Raw genomic sequence first — 14,489 nt, 5'->3', positions numbered from 1 at the left:
GGATGGCAAACGCCGCCGATCTTTGGCAGTTTTGTTTGCACCACTATGCTAAGCAAGAGGTCAAACAAGCCTGCCTTAAATTACAAGACGAGCACCAAGGCAATGTGAACCTTGCTTTGTTGCTCGCTTGGATTGAAAGCCATGGTTACGGGCTTAGCCCCGAGAGCCTCACCCAGCTTAAGCACGCCTTGAGCCGGTCTGAACATTTGCTGATCGCTTATCGCCATCTAAGACGCGATCTCAAGCCACGCGTGGGCACCGGCCAATATAAAAAAATGCTCAACTTTGAACTCAGTTTAGAAAAGTTCCAGCAACAAGACTTGATTGAAGTGCTTAATCGTCAATCCTGGCTCACACAAGCCGCGTCTCCCTTGGCCTATTATTGCCGCCAGCTATCCCCCTCTGCCCGAAATCTCTATACACCACTACGGGTAGACCGGCCTACAAAAGAGGATGGAGCAGACGATGATGACACCCTTTAATCCCATTCCAACTGCCCGTAATGCGCATCTGCAAACCTTACTGCCACGCCTGCTGCGCCGGCAACCGCTTTTTGCGCCTATTTGGCAAGCGTTTGATCTACCTGACGGTGACTTTGTCGATCTTGCATGGACGCATCATCCCGAAGTAGGACAGCCTATTATTGTCTTGTTTCATGGCCTAGCAGGAAGCTTTGATAGCCCTTATGCCAATGGATTATTGGCCGCTTTCAAACAGCAAGGCTGGTGCGGTGTGGTGATGCATTTTCGCGGTTGCAGTGGCCGTCTTAATCGCGCGCCGCGGACTTATCATTCCGGCGAAACGGAGGACGCTCGGGCATTTTTGACCTATTTACGCCAGACCTACCCGAACAATGAGATTGCCGCTGTGGGAGTCTCTTTGGGAGGAAACATGTTGGTGCGCTACCTGGCCGACTATCAGCATGATCCGATTGTCAGTTGTAGTTGTGCTATTTCTCCCCCGCTCGATTTAGCGGCGTGCTCGACCCGTATTCAACAAGGGTTTTCCCGTGTTTATCAAGCGTATTTGCTACGGTCGATGCGACAAACCTTATCGGAAAAACTTACCCGACACCAAAAAGTGGGTCGGTGGCATGCTGGGGAGCGGCCAAAGATTAAAACTCTGTTCGAGTTTGATCAAACGGTCACCGCACCGCTGCATGGCTTTGACGATGCTCAACACTACTATCAAAGCTGTAGTGGTTTATCTGTCCTTGACGCTATTACGGTCCCACTTGCGATTATCCATGCGAAAGACGATCCCTTTATGACCGACGCAGTAATCCCAACCTCGCCTCTGCCCGCGAATATTGACTATCAACTGAGCGAGCATGGTGGGCATGTTGGTTTTGTTACCGGCAGTTGGCGCCAGCCACAGTTCTGGCTGGAGCAGTCGGTGCCTCACTGGTTAGCCTCACGCCTTTGCTCGTCCCGTTAAAAAGGGACGCCACGCAAAGCAAAAAAGACCGACGCACATTGATCTACTGCATTGTGTTGAATGATTGGGTAAAATGCGAGCTGATTCACAATATCAGCATCAAGCACCCTAACGTCTCAGCCATAAATCAACAAAAGGTGATGTAGTATGATGGTTCCTTGGCAATCGGTCCCTGAGGAAACACTGACTCGTTTAATCGAGCACTTTGTGTTACGGGAAGGAACCGATTATGGTGAGCAGGAAGTCAGCTTTGCACAAAAAGTGGCGGATGTTCGCCAACAACTGCAATCCGGCGACGCCGTGATTGTGTATTCTGAGTTGCACGAGACAGTGGATATTCGTCGTAAGGAAGCACTCAGATCTTAGCATCGCTGTACGCAATAAACAGCGATACACATTCAGACTGAATGACAGGGCGCGTCATGTCGGCTAAACATCCAATCATCGCGGTCACCGGCTCTTCAGGAGCAGGGACCACCACCACGTCCGAAGCATTCCGTAAGATGTTCCAGATGATGAACATCAAAGCGGCGTGGCTAGAAGGGGACAGTTTCCATCGCTTTACGCGACCGGAAATGGACGTCGAGATCCGTAAAGCACGTGAGCAAGGACGGCACATTAGTTACTTTGGCCCCACCGCCAATGATTTTCCGCGATTAGAGCAGTTTTTCCGTGAGTACGGTGAACTCGGCACAGGCAAATATCGCCGCTACTTGCATACCTTTGATGAAGCGGTGCCCTACAATCAAATGCCAGGGACCTTCACACCATGGCAGGATTTACCCGACAATACCAACGTACTATTTTACGAAGGCTTGCACGGCGGTGTGGTTGATGGTGAGGTCAATGTCTCCCAACATGTCGACCTATTGATTGGTATGGTCCCGATCGTCAACCTTGAGTGGATTCAGAAATTTGTCCGCGATACCCGCGATAGGGGCCACTCACGCGAAGCGGTCACCGACTCAATTGTGCGGTCGATGGACGATTATTTGCATTATATTACGCCGCAATTCTCACGCACTCACATTAACTTTCAACGGGTGCCGACGGTCGATACCTCCAACCCACTGAACGCCAAAGGCATTCCTTCGTTGGATGAGAGCTTTGTGGTGATCCGCTTTCGAGGGATGAAAAACGTCGACTTTCCTTATCTGCTGCAAATGATCACGGGGTCTTTTATGTCACGGCATAATACACTCGTCGTGCCAGGCGGTAAGATGGGCTTTGCGATGGAACTTATCATCCGTCCATTGATTCAGCAGCTAATCGAAAAAGGCAAGATTGGCTAGGGCGTAGCGCATCTATCGTGTATTACTTCTCAAGCCGTGATCTTAGCCACGTTTTTGCCAGGTTTTTAGGCGGTTGGCCTAGATCAAAATCAAGAAATTGCTAACAAAAAAAGATACACTCTTGTTAACATACAGTGAGCTTGTAGCCCGCGCCCAGACTTCGTATTCTGTGCATAGATCTGGTGGGTTACCCCTCAGACAAAGATAGGACGTTGTTGCCGGGCAACACATGCAGAGGAAATAAGTTATATGGTTCCAGGAAAACCTCAAACAGACCCTACACTCGAGTGGTTCCTTTCACATTGTCACATCCACAAGTATCCGTCTAAAAGCACGCTGATTCATGCAGGCGAAAAAGCGGAGACCTTGTATTACATCGTGAAAGGGTCTGTCGCCGTTCTAATCAAAGATGAAGAAGGCAAGGAAATGATCCTGTCTTATCTTAACCAAGGTGATTTTATCGGTGAGCTAGGCCTTTTCGAAGATGATCAGGAGCGTACCGCTTGGGTTCGGGCTAAGTCTCCTTGTGAAGTGGCAGAAATCTCATTCAAAAAGTTCCGCCAACTGATCCAGGTTAACCCTGATATATTAATGCGTTTGTCCTCACAAATGGCGCGCCGTTTGCAAGTGACCAGCCAAAAAGTGGGGGATCTTGCCTTCCTGGACGTCACGGGCCGTATTGCGCAAACCTTGTTGAATTTAGCGAAGCAACCCGATGCCATGACGCACCCTGATGGCATGCAAATTAAGATCACACGTCAAGAAATTGGCCAAATCGTTGGGTGTTCGCGTGAAACCGTGGGGCGTATTCTTAAAATGCTGGAAGAGCAAAATCTTATTTCAGCCCATGGTAAAACCATCGTGGTATACGGTACCCGCTAATCACAGCGCTCTCTGTATTCCCAACCGACGCCCTGGCGTCGGTTTTTCTTTTTAAAACAAAAAAAAGGAAGAGCGAACTCTTCCTTAACTGTGTATGCCTCGTTATATCAGCTATTTATTAGTGCGTGCTCTCAAAAATTTTATCCGCTGAAGCGGCAACAAATCCCTGGTACAACTCACCGTTGGGCAACACATAACGCTTAGCAAACTCATAAAACCCACCTGGAATGGTTTGCGTGCCATCAGAGAAAACAACAGCGACACGGTCAGCCATGGTGGAGGATTGCTCCAGATAAACGGATGCGTCCCCTTTTACTTCACCACCCGCTTCGTTAATTGCAAAGCCATTGTCTCGCAGCTTTTGATTAACCGATTGGCAATGATCATGAGCCTTTAACTGATTGACACTCACCGTGAAATGATTCGCACCATAACCGTGCGCGGCTACCCAGGACGCGTATTCACTCTCCTCAGCAAGCGCTTGATAGGTGGCGCTATCGATGTCCCAAAGCCGCCCCTGATGAAGAAAATCGCTCCCTGTTAGTGACGACGCATCGACTTGTGCCACCAGCTTGTGAACAATGGCTTGCAGCGCAGGCGAGCATTGCTCGACCATCAATTCACTGATAAACACTTTCGGCATCAAAGGATCGGGGTGCTCGAAATGGCAGGCATTGAGCTTTTTCGCTTCAAAGGTATAGTCCCCTTTTTGCTGATAGCCTAGCGCCAGGAAGGGGCGCGCCAAGACCTCAAGCCCAACCTTGGGCAAACCAAATGTCCGCAAGGCAATATGATCATTGATTAAAGGCTGCCCTTCTTCGAGCAAGGCATGTACCTGATGTGCCGATGGGCAAAGACGGTTAATATAGTCTTGCCATAATTTATCGAATAACGCTTGGCCACTGTCCATGTTGGTCTCCTTAATCTTGTTGAGTCGGAATACCGGGGGCGAACGTCTCAGGCAGTACCACCTGCTCCCCTTCCATTGATGCCATGGGATAAGCGCAATAATCGGCGGCATAGTAAGCGCTTGGACGTAAATTACCCGACGCACCTGGCCCGCCAAATGGCGCATCACCGCTTGCCCCTGTCAACTGACGATTACGATTCACAATCCCTGCGCGAATATGATCGAGGAAGTATTGCCATTCGCCCTCGTCTTCACTGATAAGGCCTGCCGACAAACCATAGCGGGTATCATTCGCCTTCGTGATCGCATCAGCCATATCCTGATAGCGCTGCACTTGTAGTAGCGGACCGAAATACTCTTCGTCGGGTAACGCTTGAATGCCACTCACATCTAAAATCCCTGGAGAAATCACCGCATCGTGTAAATGCTCGCACTCTATGACGGGGGTTGCTCCCAGATCGATCAATTTTTGTTGTGTGGCCAAAATCCCCTCGGCGGCAGCCATTGAAATTTGGGCGCCCATGAAAGGTGCGGGATCATCAAACTGTCCGCCCACTCGCACGGTTTTGGTCCATTGTGCTAGGCGAGTCAAGATCTTGTCACCCACTTCTCCCTCAGGCAGTAGCAGGCGGCGTGCACACGTACACCGCTGACCGGCACTGAGGTAGGCCGATTGAATAATGGTGTATACGGTGGCGTCTAAATCACCGAACTGATCACTCACCACCAAGGGGTTATTGCCCCCCATTTCCAGCGCCAGCATTTTATCGGGCTGGCCAGCAAACTGACGATGAAGAATATGCCCCGTATTGGCGCTACCGGTAAACAATAAACCGTCAATACCGCGCGCTTGGGCCAGCGCCTCACCGGTATTGCGCCCACCTTGTACCAGGCTGATCAGTCCTTGCGGTAATCCCGCTTCGAGCCAATAGCCCAAAGTCTTCTCTGCGACTTTTGGCGTCAGCTCAGAGGGTTTAAATACTACGCTGTTGCCCGCCAATAAAGCTGGAACAATGTGGCCATTAGGTAGATGCCCAGGGAAATTGTAAGGCCCGAATACCGCCATAACGCCAAGTGGACGATGGCGTAATACCGCTTGGGTGCCATTGACGTCTTTTTCACGTGAGCCTGTTCTTTCGTGGTACGCGCGCAAGGAGATCGCCACTTTGCCTACCATGGCCCCGACTTCGGTTTTGGTTTCCCACAAGGGTTTGCCCGTTTCTTCGGCAATGACCCGAGCCAGTTCATCGGTATTGGCTTTCACTATTTCGGCAAAGCGTTCCACCAGCGCTTGGCGCTCAGAAAAATCGGTATTGCGCCAACGCAAAAACGCGTCGCGTGCGGCGCTGACCGCTTGCTCCACTTGCGAACGACTCGCTTCTGCACCTTGCCAAATACATTGACTATCAAAGGGGTTTTGCGAGGTCATGATCTCGCCCTCGCCTTTCACCCACTCGCCATGAATCAAATGGCCTGCTGATTGCTTTGTCATTTTATCCCCCCATAGCAATCAAACGCAGTTGATCGCCGTTTTTTACATTCAATGCATCGGCAACCGCTGGGCTAATCACAACTTGATTGGTTTCGTGATCGATCGCAGCTTTCGCCGCGGTGGCACGGAAGCCAGCAAAATCGGTATTCGATATTAAATAATCCTGTGCGCTACTGTGCTCTCGTACGCGCGCTGAGGCGGTGAAAGAGTGACGTACAGACTCAATATTGGGGCGTAAGCATTCTACCGTTGGGCCCGCATCAAAGATGTCGACATAACCACGGCAAGAAAAGCCCTCTTTTTCCAACAAGCGTAATGCTGGACGGGTATTCGGGTGCACTTGACCGATAACTGCACGAGCTTCCTCACTCAGTAGGCTCACATAAATCGGCAATTTAGGCATTAAGTCGGCAATAAACCCTTTGGCACCAATCCCGGTGAGATAATCCGCCAAGGTAAAGTCAATGTTAAAAAAGTTGTCTTTTAGCCACTGCCAAAATGGCGAGTTGCCCTCGTCATCCGACACACCGCGCATTTCGGCAAACACCACGTCAGCGAAGCGCTCTGGAAATTGCGCCAGCATTAGGAAGCGGCATTTAGACAATAACTTACCGTTTAACCCGCCACGAAACTCTGGACGCATAAACAGGGTGCAGATTTCTGTCGCCCCCGTGTAGTTGTTGCCAAAGGTCAACACTTCAACAATGTTGTGCACGTTCAGTTTGCGTGATGAATGTACCACCTTGGTCAGATGGTAACTGTAAAACGGGTTATCAAGACCAATGGCGGCTTCGATGCCCGTGGTCCCTGCGATTTCACCGGTTTCTAAATCTTCGGCGACCATCAGATATCCCTCTGGCCCCGGCTCTGTCACCTGTTTGGCAAAACTCTCGAGCGAATTATTAATCCGCCCCTGTAGCAAATCGGCATCGACCGGCAAGGAGGTGAATCCATGCCCGGACGCTTCCGCACACAACATCAGTGCATCAAAATCTGATGCACGGATCGGCCGAATAACTAACATCTCAAATCCCTCCGAGTGAGTCAGGTCGCTTATCCTGCGACGACCTTGGCAATCGCACGTTCTAGGCGTGCCATTCCTTCTTCAATATCCGCTTTGGTAATGACCAGTGAGGGAGTAAAACGCACCACATTAGGCCCGGCAACGAGAACCAATAAGCCTTCTTCGCCTGCCGCAACCAAGATATCGCGTGCTCGGCCTTCCCAGTCTTGGTTCAGTGCCGCACCGAGTAACAAGCCTTTGCCACGCACTTCACTGAAGATGCCATATTTATCATTGATCGCTTCTAACCCGTCACGGAACCATTGCTCACGCTCTATGACACCGGCAAGCACGTCGGGTTTGGTCACTTCATTAACCACCGCTTCTGCCACCGCACAGGCCAGTGGATTACCGCCATAAGTAGAGCCGTGAACCCCCGGCTTCATATGCGCAGCCAAGGCGTCGGTCGTTAACATGGCACCAATTGGGATCCCGCCACCCAGTGATTTTGCGGTGGCTAAAATATCGGGCTCGACCCCAGACTCTTGATAAGCATAAAAAGTACCGGTGCGCCCGTTCCCCGTTTGCACTTCATCAAACACTAAAAGCGCATTGTGTTTATCACACAGTTCACGCACGGCTTGGAGAAAACCTGGCTCTGGCGGCACAATCCCACCTTCACCTTGTAAAGGCTCCATCATCACCGCACAGGTTCGGTCCGAAATATGATCGGCCAATGCGGCAATGTCATTGTAAGGAAGGTGTGTTACATCGCCGGGTTTAGGTCCAAAGCCATCGGAATACGCGGGCTGACCACCTACGGTGACAGTAAAGAAGGTGCGACCATGGAAGCCTTTGGTAAAGGCAATGATTTCACTTTTATGCTCACCATGTTCTTCTTTTGCCCAACGACGTGCCAGTTTCAGGGCCGCTTCGTTCGCTTCAGCGCCCGAGTTAGCGTAAAACACGCGGTCGGCAAATGAGAGTTCGGTGAGGCGTTTAGCCAGACGCAACGCGGGCGCATTGGTCATGACATTACTCAAATGCCACAGTTTCTGGGCTTGCTCGGTTAACGCATCAACCATGACCGGATGACAATGGCCTAAACAGCTCACCGCGATACCACCGGCAAAATCGATATACTCTCGGCCTTCTTGGTCCCAAATGCGCGACCCTTTACCGTGATCAGGAATCATCGGCATTGGGTTGTAACATGGCACCATGACTTCATCGAAGAGTTTACGTTCTACTTTGTGCTCCATTGTCATCACTCAATCCTTCTATGTTTTATCTATGAGGCATAGTATTTACATTATTTTAACCGCAGCAATAGCAGATTATGTTTTGTTTTCAGCATGGTAACAAAGCTCATGCAGTTTAAAGAGATAGTTATGCATAAACTGTGAGCAAAGAGAAGATGAAAGTGAGTAAGGCTATGATGCTAAGAAGGCAAGATTAACGGACTAGAGACCGACAGTTGCATAAGGTTGCAGCCGTTGACAAAGTGATTAAAAACAGCGAAATGTAAAATTAGTGATAAAGATCGCTATTTTTTGCAACCATTGCTGAAAAAAAAGACTCAAGAAAGGAAGACATACGGTAAAGGCTGCACGATAGAGGCCGCCACAGATAGAGCGTCAAAAGACGAACATATTAACCTGCCCGCACCGCTACCTAAGATTGTTGAAGAAAATTGGCTAACAAGGCATGGCCCTGCTCCGTCAGAATACTTTCCGGATGAAATTGCACCCCCTCAATCGCCAGCTGCCGATGTTTGAGCGCCATTATAATCTCACTGCCATCGTTATCGATAGCGGTCGCTGTGACGGCCAAACAGTGAGGTAGGCTTTGAGGTTCAACTAATAAAGAATGATAACGCGTGACAGTGACAGGGCTAGGCAGGCCTGCGAAGACCCCTTCTCCTTGGTGGGTAACTTGGGACGTTTTGCCATGCATTACCGTACGAGCTCTCACGACGTTCGCGCCAAATACTTGTGCCAGCGCCTGATAGCCAAGACAAACCCCTAAAATTGGAATTTTCCCGGCAAAGTGTGCAATCACCGCTAAGGAAATCCCCGCTTCATCCGGGGTACAAGGGCCAGGGGAGATAACGATGTGCGAGGGAGCCATCACCTCAATATCCGCCACACTAATGGCGTCATTTCGCGCAACATGGACCGATGCGCCCAGCTCACAAAAGCACTGATAAAGGTTATAGGTAAAGGAATCGTAATTATCGATGATAAGAAGCACTGTGCTACGCCATGCGATGGAAAACCGGCATGATGCTACCACAGTGCTGAATAGGCGTCATCCAGGTGCGAGCAACCTTCGCTGCCCGCCACAAGATTACGGCTGGGTGAGCTGACAGCGAAATCCGGTGTATTTAACCGTCATCGCGCTATCTGCAGGTGCACGGCCGCAGTAAACCGGGATCAGCCCTAGCGCTTTCACGGATACCCTTATCGAATCATCCGTCTGCAGCGCCAAGGATTGAACCAAAGGGCTAGCCTGGTCAAAGGTGCGCGTCGCGCGCCATTTCATCCACGCATGATCCGGACTTTTTTGTCCATTAAGTAAGGGGATAATAGGCAAGAAACTGCGATTATTGATCGTCACCGAGACGGGGACCACGGGCTCAGGATAATCGAGTGAGATCAGCACAGGATCGTGATCGGATGACGAGAATGGATTACTCGATTTCACCAATTCTCCGCTATATTGTCGGCTGTACTCAAACAGAGTGCTCTCTACTGAGTTAATATGCCACTCTTCCACCCCGACCACTTTGCTCGCCAAACTGGCATTGGCGAGTGCATGATCTAACGCGCCCAGCTCTCCAGAAAATGAGTACGAGTAGGCTTTATCCCCTAACCACTGCGTTGCGAGGTTGGTATAACCAAGACCTTGCTCAACGACGCTTGGCGTTGGATGCATAGGCACACCACGAATTTCAGTGCCCGCCGCGGTGATAATATCGCGCTGGCCCTCAGTACGCTGATAATCCGTTAGCACCCGCACCGGATCTTCTTGCGCATAAGCATTGAGATCACCCAAAATTAATACGTCACCGTCGACCGCTTTGAGATGGTCACGCAATGCAACGGCGGCAGACACGCGAAACGCATTGCAGTGTCCCTGCATATCCGCGGTATCAGTATCAAACTCACCCGCAATCCAGTCTTCATAGCAGCCTGAGCCTTTCGATTTAAAGTGATTCACCACCACACTGAGCGGCTGGTCATTAACCATAAAACGTTGAATTAGGCTATCACGCTGGTATTTGTCGAGTGTCTTAGTTTCTCCGTCTGGACTTTCGCCGCTGATATGCTGCTCTGGCATGGGTACCGCTTGCGCCTCACCTGCGAGATTGACCTTCGCGGGGCGATAAATCATGCCCACCATAATCGCATCTGAGCCAAAATAGGCGCCCTGATTTTTCTCTTGGTCACTGGGTTCGACAAATTGGTAATGATCACGCGAGTCAGCAAATTGCGCATTTAAATGGGTCACCAGATCAGCAATGGCGCTGCCAGCCTCAAAGCCATTATTCTCAATTTCCATCAAACCGACAATGTCGGCGTCCATCGCGGTGAGTGCATTGACAATTTTAGTGCGTTGCAACCCAAACTCAGCCGCCGTTTTCGCCCCACGGTTACAGCCACGATTCGCATCGGCATCGGCACGATCATTACAGGTCACGTTGAGTGGGCCACCGACCGCACTGGCGCTGGTGAAATAGTTAAGTACGTTAAAACTGGCCACCTTAATGTCAGCGCCAGGCACGTTATTCGGTGCCGGTTGACGATCATTTTGGTGCACAATATCACCGGCAGTGATGGTGTTTGTTGCAACAAGTCGGTATTGGTTGTAGCTATAACCCATAACACCGCTCAAACGCTCGACCCGATCGCCAATACGTAGATATCCCTGCTCGGCATCTAAGCCTGGAAAATATGGGATCTTGCCGTCTTTCGCTTTTTGATCGCTCTCGATATACAGCTGGTTATCGCTATTTTTCGCGGCGAGTGCCTCAGCGTCAGGCGTTAACGCGGGATACTGTTGCGTGGGTTTGTATAAAGGGGATTGATGCGATAACACCATATTGTTACGGAAGGCATCGTAGTCAAAGCCAAAGTTACGCGTGATCACCAAATCGCTATCCGCGTCCATGGTGACGTACATCCCTTCGTAGCGCTCAAGTGCCTCGTGCAAAGTCTCATCGGGTTGAACACGGAGTGCCGTCGGTGCAATCGTCCCCTGAGGTGCTCCCTTAGCCACTTGTTCATCGGTAACACCCAGTTGGGTATGCCCGTAATACTCTTTGATTTTCCCGCTGGCACAAAGCGTATCACCGGGCACCAAGTCTAAGTCTTGCGCGTCACGCAAATAGACAAACAATCCGTCGGACGTTGCCGGGTTACCATCGCCTTGCGGATCTTGAATCCAGACCCCTTTGTATAGGCCTTGGGTGATCGCCGTCACCACCCCTTGTACAGCATAGGTTTTGTCTGAGCTATATTGGCCATCTGGGACGAGCGGGCTCCGTGCACCATCACCTTGAATGGCGTAGATGGGGGTTGGGGTTGTCACCCCACATTGGTAGTTCTCGGTAAGTGGCGCTTTTGCCGCCGCGGGCAGTGCAACGCCGGCCAGCACGAAAGCAAGGGGCGACCACATCAATGGCTTTTTCATACCTGTTCCTTCACGTAAATTGAGTGTTTACTCGAAAATCGGGTGCATTATTCATGATAGATACAGAATATGACGTGATATGAATCGCATCGAGGCTAGCGATTATTGATGAATTCGTTAGAAGTGAGAGGCCGGTTCAACCTTGATCAAAAAAGCAGCGAGACTGGCCCGCTGCTTACTTATTTTGTGATTATACCAGGTTTGTACTATTACAAACGCGTGCTACACACGTGGCACAAAACCGACCGCATCATAGACTTTGCGTAAGGTGTCTTGTGCCCGTGCAGAGGCATGCGCCGCCCCTTTTTGCATCACACTATCGAGCATTGCGCGATCAGCTCGAAACGCATGATAGCGCGCTTGCAACGGCTCTAGCATCGCGACGACGGCGTCTGCAGTGTCTTTTTTCAGGTGGCCATACATCTTGCCTTCATACGCTTTTTCTAGCGTATCAATTGACTCACCCGTCGCCCCAGACAATAACCCAAGCAAGTTGGAAACACCCGGTTTTTGTGCACTATCAAAACGGACACGCGGCGGCTCTTCTGAGTCCGTGACCGCACGTTTGATTTTTTTCGCAATCGCTTTTGGATCTTCGAGCAGCCCGATCACATTGTTACGGTTATCGTCAGATTTCGACATTTTTTTGGTCGGATCTTGCAGGCTCATCACCCGCGCATTGACATCGGGTGTGTAAGGCTCAGGCAGAGCAAACACATCGCCATAGCGATTATTAAAACGGGTCGCAACGTCACGCGCCAGTTCAAGGTGCTGCTTTTGATCGTTACCCACCGGCACTTGGTTGGTTTGATACAAAAGAATGTCTGCCGCCATCAATACCGGATAACTAAACAATCCCGCGTTAATGTTCTCTGCATGGCGCTGCGACTTATCTTTAAACTGGGTCATCCGATTCAACTCACCCATTTGGGTGTAGCAGTTTAATACCCAGCTGAGTTGCGCATGCTCAGGCACGTGGGACTGGACAAACAAGTTGCTTTTTTCTGGACTGACTCCCACCGCGAGACACAGCGCTAGCGCATCTAAAGTCGCTTCGCGCAGGGAATCCGCCTCTTGGTGAACCGTAATGGCATGCAAATCCACCACACAGTACTGGCAATCATAATCATCTTGCATCTGTTCCCACTGACGCAACGCGCCCAGATAATTACCAATACTCAGCTCGCCTGAGGGCTGCACACCACTCAATACAATGGGTTTCGAAGATTGACTCATGATGATTCGGTTCCTTTACATGTTGCCCGTGTGGGCGGTTTTATTTGCTGGTAAAAAGCGTTACGCGGAGTAATTGGCCACCACTGCCTCTAGCTGGCTAAAATGGTCCAGTACATAGCTAGGTTGGCTGTCACTGATTGGCTCACCGTAGTTGTAGCCATAAGTGAGGCCAACGGAGGCCATTCCCGCATTGTGTGCTGCTAAGATATCATTTTTTGAGTCACCGACCATCAACATCTGGGCATTGGTTAAGCCATGCTTATCGCGCAACAGGTGCAAGCCTTCTGGGTCAGGTTTGCTGGTTGACAGACTATCACCACCAATCACATCACTGAACAAGGCCGCTAAACCTAAATCCTCTAAAATAGCAGGCACGAAAGCGAACGGTTTATTGGTGACGACGCCCAGCTGATAACCCTGCTGGTGCAACGCGGTGAGCGTCTCTTTCACGCCAGGATATAGCACCGTTTTTTCGTGACCATTGTGCTCATAATGGTAGTTAAAACGTTCTCGAGCTTTTGCAACGAGCGCAGGGTCCAGGCTCGGATCATAATCATGCGCACGGGACAATGCGCGACGAATCATAATATCCGCACCATTCCCTATCCAACCGGTCACCTCGGCTACACTCACTGTTGGCCGGTCCAAATCCGCCAGCATCATCTGCAGCGCTTGGGTCAAATCGGGCACGCTATCAACCAAGGTGCCATCTAAATCAAATGCAATATAACGCAGGCTCATACGACTTCATTACCTTTCTACTTTTGCCAGTTCGGCACGCATTTCTTCAATTGCGGTTTTATAATCCGGTTGACCAAAAATGGCCGACCCTGCGACAAACATATCCGCGCCCGCTTGGGCAACGTCTGCAATGTTATTGGCCTTTACACCGCCGTCAATTTCCAGACGAATATCTCGCCCGCTGGCATCAATACGCTGACGGACCTCACGCAGTTTATCTAAGGTGGTGGGAATAAAAGACTGGCCGCCAAACCCAGGATTGACCGACATCAACAGGATCATATCGAGCTTATCCATCACATAATCTAAGTGGTGGAGCGGCGTTGCCGGGTTAAAGACCAAACCCGCTTGCATGCCGTGCTCTTTGATCAACTGCAACGTGCGGTCAATATGCTCACTGGCTTCAGCATGAAACGTCACCATGTTCGCGCCCGCTTTAGCAAAATCAGGAATAATGCGGTCGACCGGCTTAACCATCAAGTGAACATCAATCGGTGCGGTGATCCCATAGTCACGTAAAGCCTGACAAACCGGGGCACCAAATGTCAGGTTCGGAACGTAATGGTTATCCATCACATCAAAGTGAATCACATCTGCACCCGCCGCCAATACGTTTTCAACTTCTTCACCCAATCGGGCAAAGTCTGCAGATAAAATCGATGGCGCAATCAAAAAATCCTTCATAGTGCGGTCGCCTCAATTGCCAAAAAGTCGCCGTAATTCTACCCGATATCGGCCATGAAGTCTTACCTTAACCATGCTTAATCTCAGCGAACACTGGCAAGTGCCAGAGAATTAACT

14 protein-coding genes are annotated in these 14,489 nt (G+C 50.3%); 5 read left to right on the top strand and 9 right to left on the bottom strand.

Annotation, left to right across the window (positions count from 1 at the left end; translation table 11 throughout):
- The first annotated feature begins 2 nt into the window (after positions 1 to 2).
- The 5 genes from BZG75_RS12520 (at position 3) to crp (ending at position 3,611) form a co-directional block, all read left to right on the top strand.
- Complete coding sequence (locus BZG75_RS12520) at positions 3 to 482, top strand: TIGR02444 family protein (RefSeq protein WP_101494532.1); 480 nt, start codon at positions 3 to 5, stop codon at positions 480 to 482.
- On the top strand, positions 466 to 1,437 hold the full coding sequence (locus tag BZG75_RS12515; protein ID WP_077461568.1) for a hydrolase: 972 nt from the start codon (positions 466 to 468) through the stop codon (positions 1,435 to 1,437). The genes BZG75_RS12520 and BZG75_RS12515 overlap by 17 nt, the downstream gene beginning before the upstream one ends.
- 147 nt (positions 1,438 to 1,584) lie before the next feature.
- Positions 1,585 to 1,803 carry a YheU family protein gene (locus tag BZG75_RS12510; RefSeq protein ID WP_025744266.1) on the top strand — a complete coding sequence of 73 codons (219 nt, stop codon included), beginning with the start codon at positions 1,585 to 1,587 and terminating at the stop codon, positions 1,801 to 1,803.
- 56 nt (positions 1,804 to 1,859) lie between these two features.
- Positions 1,860 to 2,729: a phosphoribulokinase gene (locus BZG75_RS12505; RefSeq protein WP_077461567.1), complete on the top strand. Its 870-nt coding sequence runs from the start codon at positions 1,860 to 1,862 to the stop codon at positions 2,727 to 2,729.
- A 249-nt stretch (positions 2,730 to 2,978) separates the two neighbouring features.
- Positions 2,979 to 3,611 (top strand): cAMP-activated global transcriptional regulator CRP, encoded by a 633-nt coding sequence (gene crp / locus BZG75_RS12500; protein ID WP_025673251.1) that lies wholly within the window; start codon positions 2,979 to 2,981, stop codon positions 3,609 to 3,611.
- 118 nt (positions 3,612 to 3,729) lie between these two features.
- Here crp and BZG75_RS12495 read toward each other — a convergent pair whose 3' ends face one another.
- The 9 genes from BZG75_RS12495 to rpe form a co-directional block, all read right to left on the bottom strand.
- Positions 3,730 to 4,521, bottom strand: coding sequence for a DUF1338 domain-containing protein (locus tag BZG75_RS12495; protein ID WP_077461566.1), 792 nt, complete (start codon positions 4,519 to 4,521; stop codon positions 3,730 to 3,732).
- A gap of 10 nt (positions 4,522 to 4,531) precedes the next feature.
- On the bottom strand, positions 4,532 to 6,013 hold the full coding sequence (gene astD / locus BZG75_RS12490) for a succinylglutamate-semialdehyde dehydrogenase (RefSeq protein WP_077577179.1): 1,482 nt from the start codon (positions 6,011 to 6,013) through the stop codon (positions 4,532 to 4,534).
- 1 nt (position 6,014) lies between these two features.
- Positions 6,015 to 7,037, bottom strand: coding sequence for an arginine N-succinyltransferase (astA, locus tag BZG75_RS12485; protein WP_077461564.1), 1,023 nt, complete (start codon positions 7,035 to 7,037; stop codon positions 6,015 to 6,017).
- 29 nt (positions 7,038 to 7,066) lie between these two features.
- Entirely contained in the window at positions 7,067 to 8,284 is a 1,218-nt protein-coding gene (locus BZG75_RS12480; RefSeq protein WP_077461563.1) for an aspartate aminotransferase family protein, read from the bottom strand.
- 406 nt (positions 8,285 to 8,690) lie between these two features.
- Positions 8,691 to 9,269 (bottom strand): anthranilate synthase component II, encoded by a 579-nt coding sequence (locus tag BZG75_RS12475; RefSeq protein ID WP_077577178.1) that lies wholly within the window; start codon positions 9,267 to 9,269, stop codon positions 8,691 to 8,693.
- 96 nt (positions 9,270 to 9,365) lie between these two features.
- A complete protein-coding gene (locus BZG75_RS12470; protein WP_077577177.1) occupies positions 9,366 to 11,711 on the bottom strand; it encodes an ExeM/NucH family extracellular endonuclease in 2,346 nt (781 codons plus the stop codon).
- A 222-nt stretch (positions 11,712 to 11,933) separates the two neighbouring features.
- Complete coding sequence (gene trpS, locus BZG75_RS12465) at positions 11,934 to 12,947, bottom strand: tryptophan--tRNA ligase (RefSeq protein ID WP_198532346.1); 1,014 nt, start codon at positions 12,945 to 12,947, stop codon at positions 11,934 to 11,936.
- Positions 12,948 to 13,007: 60 nt separating this feature from the next.
- Positions 13,008 to 13,688 carry a phosphoglycolate phosphatase gene (locus BZG75_RS12460; RefSeq protein ID WP_077461559.1) on the bottom strand — a complete coding sequence of 227 codons (681 nt, stop codon included), beginning with the start codon at positions 13,686 to 13,688 and terminating at the stop codon, positions 13,008 to 13,010.
- A gap of 9 nt (positions 13,689 to 13,697) precedes the next feature.
- Positions 13,698 to 14,372 carry a ribulose-phosphate 3-epimerase gene (rpe, locus tag BZG75_RS12455; protein ID WP_025744259.1) on the bottom strand — a complete coding sequence of 225 codons (675 nt, stop codon included), beginning with the start codon at positions 14,370 to 14,372 and terminating at the stop codon, positions 13,698 to 13,700.
- Positions 14,373 to 14,489 lie beyond the last annotated feature (117 nt).

The organism is Salinivibrio sp. AR640 (assembly GCF_001995405.1).
Classification (GTDB): Bacteria; Pseudomonadota; Gammaproteobacteria; order Enterobacterales; family Vibrionaceae; genus Salinivibrio; species Salinivibrio costicola.
The sequence above is the reverse complement of the archived record's forward strand: the minus strand, read 5'-3'. Positions and strand labels throughout refer to the sequence as shown.

Coding starts and splice junctions, on each gene's coding strand:
- BZG75_RS12520 (WP_101494532.1), top strand. CDS start 3: ATGGCAAACGCCGCCGATCTTTGGCAGTTTTGTTTGCACCACTATGCT.
- BZG75_RS12515 (WP_077461568.1), top strand. CDS start 466: ATGATGACACCCTTTAATCCCATTCCAACTGCCCGTAATGCGCATCTG.
- BZG75_RS12510 (WP_025744266.1), top strand. CDS start 1,585: ATGATGGTTCCTTGGCAATCGGTCCCTGAGGAAACACTGACTCGTTTA.
- BZG75_RS12505 (WP_077461567.1), top strand. CDS start 1,860: ATGTCGGCTAAACATCCAATCATCGCGGTCACCGGCTCTTCAGGAGCA.
- crp (WP_025673251.1), top strand. CDS start 2,979: ATGGTTCCAGGAAAACCTCAAACAGACCCTACACTCGAGTGGTTCCTT.
- BZG75_RS12495 (WP_077461566.1), bottom strand. CDS start 4,521: ATGGACAGTGGCCAAGCGTTATTCGATAAATTATGGCAAGACTATATT.
- astD (WP_077577179.1), bottom strand. CDS start 6,013: ATGACAAAGCAATCAGCAGGCCATTTGATTCATGGCGAGTGGGTGAAA.
- astA (WP_077461564.1), bottom strand. CDS start 7,037: ATGTTAGTTATTCGGCCGATCCGTGCATCAGATTTTGATGCACTGATG.
- BZG75_RS12480 (WP_077461563.1), bottom strand. CDS start 8,284: ATGACAATGGAGCACAAAGTAGAACGTAAACTCTTCGATGAAGTCATG.
- BZG75_RS12470 (WP_077577177.1), bottom strand. CDS start 11,711: ATGAAAAAGCCATTGATGTGGTCGCCCCTTGCTTTCGTGCTGGCCGGC.
- trpS (WP_198532346.1), bottom strand. CDS start 12,947: ATGAGTCAATCTTCGAAACCCATTGTATTGAGTGGTGTGCAGCCCTCA.
- BZG75_RS12460 (WP_077461559.1), bottom strand. CDS start 13,688: ATGAGCCTGCGTTATATTGCATTTGATTTAGATGGCACCTTGGTTGAT.
- rpe (WP_025744259.1), bottom strand. CDS start 14,372: ATGAAGGATTTTTTGATTGCGCCATCGATTTTATCTGCAGACTTTGCC.